At 72.8% G+C, this 3,868-nt stretch carries 4 protein-coding genes; all 4 read right to left on the bottom strand.

What is annotated here, in order from left to right:
* Positions 1-105: 105 nt before the first annotated feature.
* Positions 106-369, bottom strand: a complete 264-nt coding sequence (locus VF665_RS13315; RefSeq protein WP_331053917.1) for a hypothetical protein — start codon at positions 367-369, stop codon at positions 106-108.
* 87 nt (positions 370-456) lie between these two features.
* Entirely contained in the window at positions 457-1,557 is a 1,101-nt protein-coding gene (locus tag VF665_RS13310) for a hypothetical protein (RefSeq protein WP_331053916.1), read from the bottom strand.
* Complete coding sequence (locus tag VF665_RS13305; RefSeq protein ID WP_331053915.1) at positions 1,557-3,215, bottom strand: GAF domain-containing sensor histidine kinase; 1,659 nt, start codon at positions 3,213-3,215, stop codon at positions 1,557-1,559. The genes VF665_RS13310 and VF665_RS13305 overlap by 1 nt, the downstream gene beginning before the upstream one ends.
* A 379-nt stretch (positions 3,216-3,594) precedes the next feature.
* The coding region (locus VF665_RS13300; RefSeq protein WP_331053914.1) for a hypothetical protein at positions 3,595-3,868 on the bottom strand (274 nt) is incomplete at its 5' end.

Here is a 3,868-nt window from a genome sequence, read left to right as displayed (position 1 = left end):
GACGGAGGCGGCGCGTTCTTGTGCGAACGTTTGTGGAAGCTGCGGATACGAGAGAAGCCCGCGGGGAGCGATCCCCGCGGGCTTCCGCGTTTCTGGTCCGGAGGCTCAGTTGCCGCCCACCACCAGTCCGCCGTTCTCGTTGAGCGGCGGAACCGAATCGCCCTGGACGGGGACGTTGTCGCCGGAGCTGGACGGCGCGCTGTTGGTGTTGGTGGCCGTGCTGTCCGACGGGTTGTCGTTGCCCCCCACCACCAGTCCGCCGTTCATCCGCGGGCCGCGCTCCGGGCCCAGCGGGTCGCTTCCGGAGCCGCTGCAGGCGGCGAGCGTCAGGACGACGGCGACGGCGGAAACGATGCGGAAGCGGCTCATGCGGCCCTCCAATTCGGCTTGCATAGGACTGGGTCAGTGCGCACCGGGGTAAGGCAATCGCCGTGCCCGCTCCGTACGTCCGACCGACTACCCCGGTCTGGTGCCCGGCTCCTCCCGGCCCGCGTCCTCGTACTGCTCCCCCTGCTCTACCAGCGCCGCCACGCGGAGTTCCACCAGCCGGAGCTGGCGCCGCGCACCCACTTCGGCGTACAGCCCGGCGGCCTCGCGGTACGCGGCCCGCGCCTCCGCCGCCCGCCCCTGCGCCTCGCGCAGGTGCCCGCTCTCGCGCAGCAGTTCCGCTCGCTCGAACGCGGTGGACGACGCATCCGACATCTGCCGTGCCCGCTCCAGCCCCTCGTCGGCGTCGCGCAGGCGGCCCTCGCTGCGGGCCAGCATGGCGCGGAACTTTTCCACCTCGCCCAGCGTGCCCCGGTCGCCCACGGCGCGCGCGGCCTCCTCGGCGCGGTCCAGCGAGCGGCGGGCGCGAGCCGTTTCGCCGATTTCGATCAGGGGATGCGCGCGGTTGCTGTAGAGACGCGCCAGCACGGGAGATTGGGACAGCCGCTCGCCGATCTCGATCCCCCGGCTGAAGTACACCTCCGCCTCCATCCACTCTCCCTGGTAGATGCTGGCGACGCCCAGGTTGTTGTAGGCCATCATGGCGTGGGCGCTGTTCCCCGACCGCACAAAGCTGCCGATGCTTTCCAGGTAGCGGGTGCGCGCCTCGAACAGGTCGCCGCGCAGGTGGGCGATGACGCCGGCGTTCTGGCAGGCCAGCCCCGCGAGCTCGTCGTCGCCCAGGTCCAGCGCCATCTCCAGCGCGCGGCCGTACAGCGCGGCGGCGCCGGCCCAGTCGCTCTGCTCGTAGCGAATGATGCCGCGCACGTTGAGCGCCCGGGCCGCGGCCTGCGGAAAGCCGTTCCCCTCCGCCAGGACGAAGCTCAGGTAGGCCAGCTCCTCCGCCTCTTCCAGCCGGTGCTGCTGGCGCCGCACCCGGGCCTGCCCCCGCAGCGCGTCCACCGCCGAGCCCAGGTCCCGGTCCATCACCGAGGCGCGAAAGGCGAGCGAGTACAGGCGCGCGGCCGCGTCCCAGCGCCCCAGCCCTTCTTCGGCCCCGGCGCGGGAGGCCAGCCCGCGCGCATCGTCGGCGCCCGCGGCGCGCGGCGCGGTGGCGGTGGTCCCGGTCATCAGGCGGGGAGGCGAAGGACAAAGGTGGAGCCGTGGCCGGGGGTGCTTTCCACGCGCAGCTCCCCCCCCAGCAGGCGGGCCAGCTTGCGGGAGATGGCGAGGCCCAGCCCCGTTCCCCCGCGGCCGGTGGCGCCGGACACCTGCTCGAACTCGTGAAAGATGCGCTCCTGGTCTTCCAGCGCGATGCCCGGGCCGGTGTCGGACACGCGCACCTCCACCCAGCGGCGGGGGCCGGCGCCGTCATCGCCCTCGGCATCCACGGCGGCCATCACCAGCGTCACCGCGCCGCGGTCGGTGAACTTGAGCGCGTTGGAAAGCAGGTTCACCAGGATCTGCCGCACGCGGTCGCCGTCGCTGTGCAGCCGCGGCAGCTCCGCGCCCGGGGCCACGGCGATGGCCAGCCCCTTTTCCCGCGCCAGCGGCTCCACGTTGCTGACGGCGTCATCCACCACCTGGTAGGGGGAAACGACGTCCATCACCAGTTCCAGCTTGCCGGCCTCCATCTTGGACAGGTCCAGCACGTCGTTCACCAGGTACAGCAGGTTCTGCGTCGCGCGCTGCGAGCGCTGCAGAAAGGCGACGGACTCCGGCGCCAGCTTGCCCACCACGCCGTCCAGCAGGAGCGAGTTGTAGCCCAGGATGGCGTTCAGCGGGGTGCGCAGCTCGTGGCTCACGCTGGCAAAGAAGCGGTCCTTGGCGGCGGCGCTCCACTGCAGCTCCGCGTTGGCGCGCTCCAGCTCGCGCGAGCGCTCCGCCAGCGCCTCATGCAGCCGCGCGTTGCTGATGGCCACCGCGGCGTGGCCGGCCAGGGTGAGCGCCAGGCGCACGTCGCGCGGGGTGACCTCGTATTCGCGCCGGTAGCCCACCACGAGCGCGCCAAACGTTTCGCCGAACGCGGCCAGCGGAACACCAAGCCCCGCGCGCATTCCTTCCGCGGCGTGAAAGGGTTCGTCACCCGTCCCCGATGCGTCCAGCATGAGCGGCTTGCCCGCGTCGGCCACGCGCGCGGCGAACGGGTCGTCGCCCGCGCCGTCGGGGGCGCGCAGGCCGGCGGAGGCCAGGGTGCGGATGTGCCCCGAGGCGGCCGCGTTCACGGTGACGTAGTGCGCCCCCAGCAGCGTACGGGTAAAGCGCGCCACCATGTTGAGCACCTCGTCGGGATCCAGCGTGCGGTTGGCGGCCAGCCCCAGAACGTGCAGCGCCTCGCTCTCCTCCGCGCGTCGGCGGAACGTTTCGCCTTCTTCCTGCAGCGCGCGGATGCGGGCGGCGCGGGCGCCCACGTCGGCCAGCGCCTGCGCCAGTTCCCGCCAGGGCGCGTCCACGCCGAAGTGGCAGGCGCCCATCATCACCACGGCGGCGGGCGCGTCGCCCTCGGCCGCGCCGGGGCCGTGCAGGGGGAGCAGGAGCGCGGAGGCGCCGGGGTGCTCGGCCGCGTCGTCGGGAAAGCCGGGGGTGAGGGGATGGACCGCGGGGGAGGCGGCGCTGAGGGCCGCCGCGCGAAGGCGGGGGGAGATCTGCGTGCCTTCCGGCGCGGCGGCGATCACGCGTCCGTCCGCCGCCACCCATACGCCCGCCGCGGTGGCGCCGCAGGCCGCGCTCAGCGCGGATGCGGCGTCTTCGCTCTGGTAGACCCGGAGGGTGGCCTCGCGAGGATCCATGGCGGTGAGGCGCAGGAACGGAGGGTTGGGCGGAGCCGGCGGGGAGGGCCGGACGCGCTGTGCGTTGCGGGTTTGCTCAACCTAATGAAGCCGGGACGTGGCAACAATGGACGATCGCGCACAACGGCGTAATCCGGACGGTTTACGCCGCTCCCGCGTAGCACGGGGCGCCGGGAAGTACACACGTGTTCCCGGAAAGACGGTGCCCAGTGCCCAGTGCCCAGTACCCAGTGTTGAGTGCTGAGTGCGGAGTGCGGACCGGCGCGGCCGATCCTGGCTGGGTACTTGTACCTGGGCACTGGGCACTTCCCCCCCAACGCCCGAGGGCGCGGCCCCGCTTCCGGAGCCGCGCCCTCGTTCATCCGTCCGCCGGGCCCGTTCAGGCGCCCGTCTTTACCTTGCAGGTCGCGGCGGTGATGCTGTAGTCCGCCGTGGCCGTGCCGCCGGAGGCGACCGTCACCGAGGGCGCGCTCACCGTGGCGGTAAAGCTCACGGTGTCGCCGTTGGTGTAGCCCAGCTTGGGGCGGTAGCCCATGGCGTAGGTGCCGGCGCCCGCGGTGATGCGGTAGCGTCCGTCCGTGCCCACCGTGCTGCTGATGGAATCCGCGCCCAGCACCGCGACCGGCGAAAAGGCCGTGACCGGAACCGCCGCG

It is taken from the genome of Longimicrobium sp., from assembly GCF_036387355.1.
In the GTDB taxonomy this organism is placed as follows: domain Bacteria; phylum Gemmatimonadota; class Gemmatimonadetes; order Longimicrobiales; family Longimicrobiaceae; genus Longimicrobium.
Note: the sequence above shows the minus strand (reverse complement) of the source record. Positions and strands in the feature narration are given on the sequence as shown.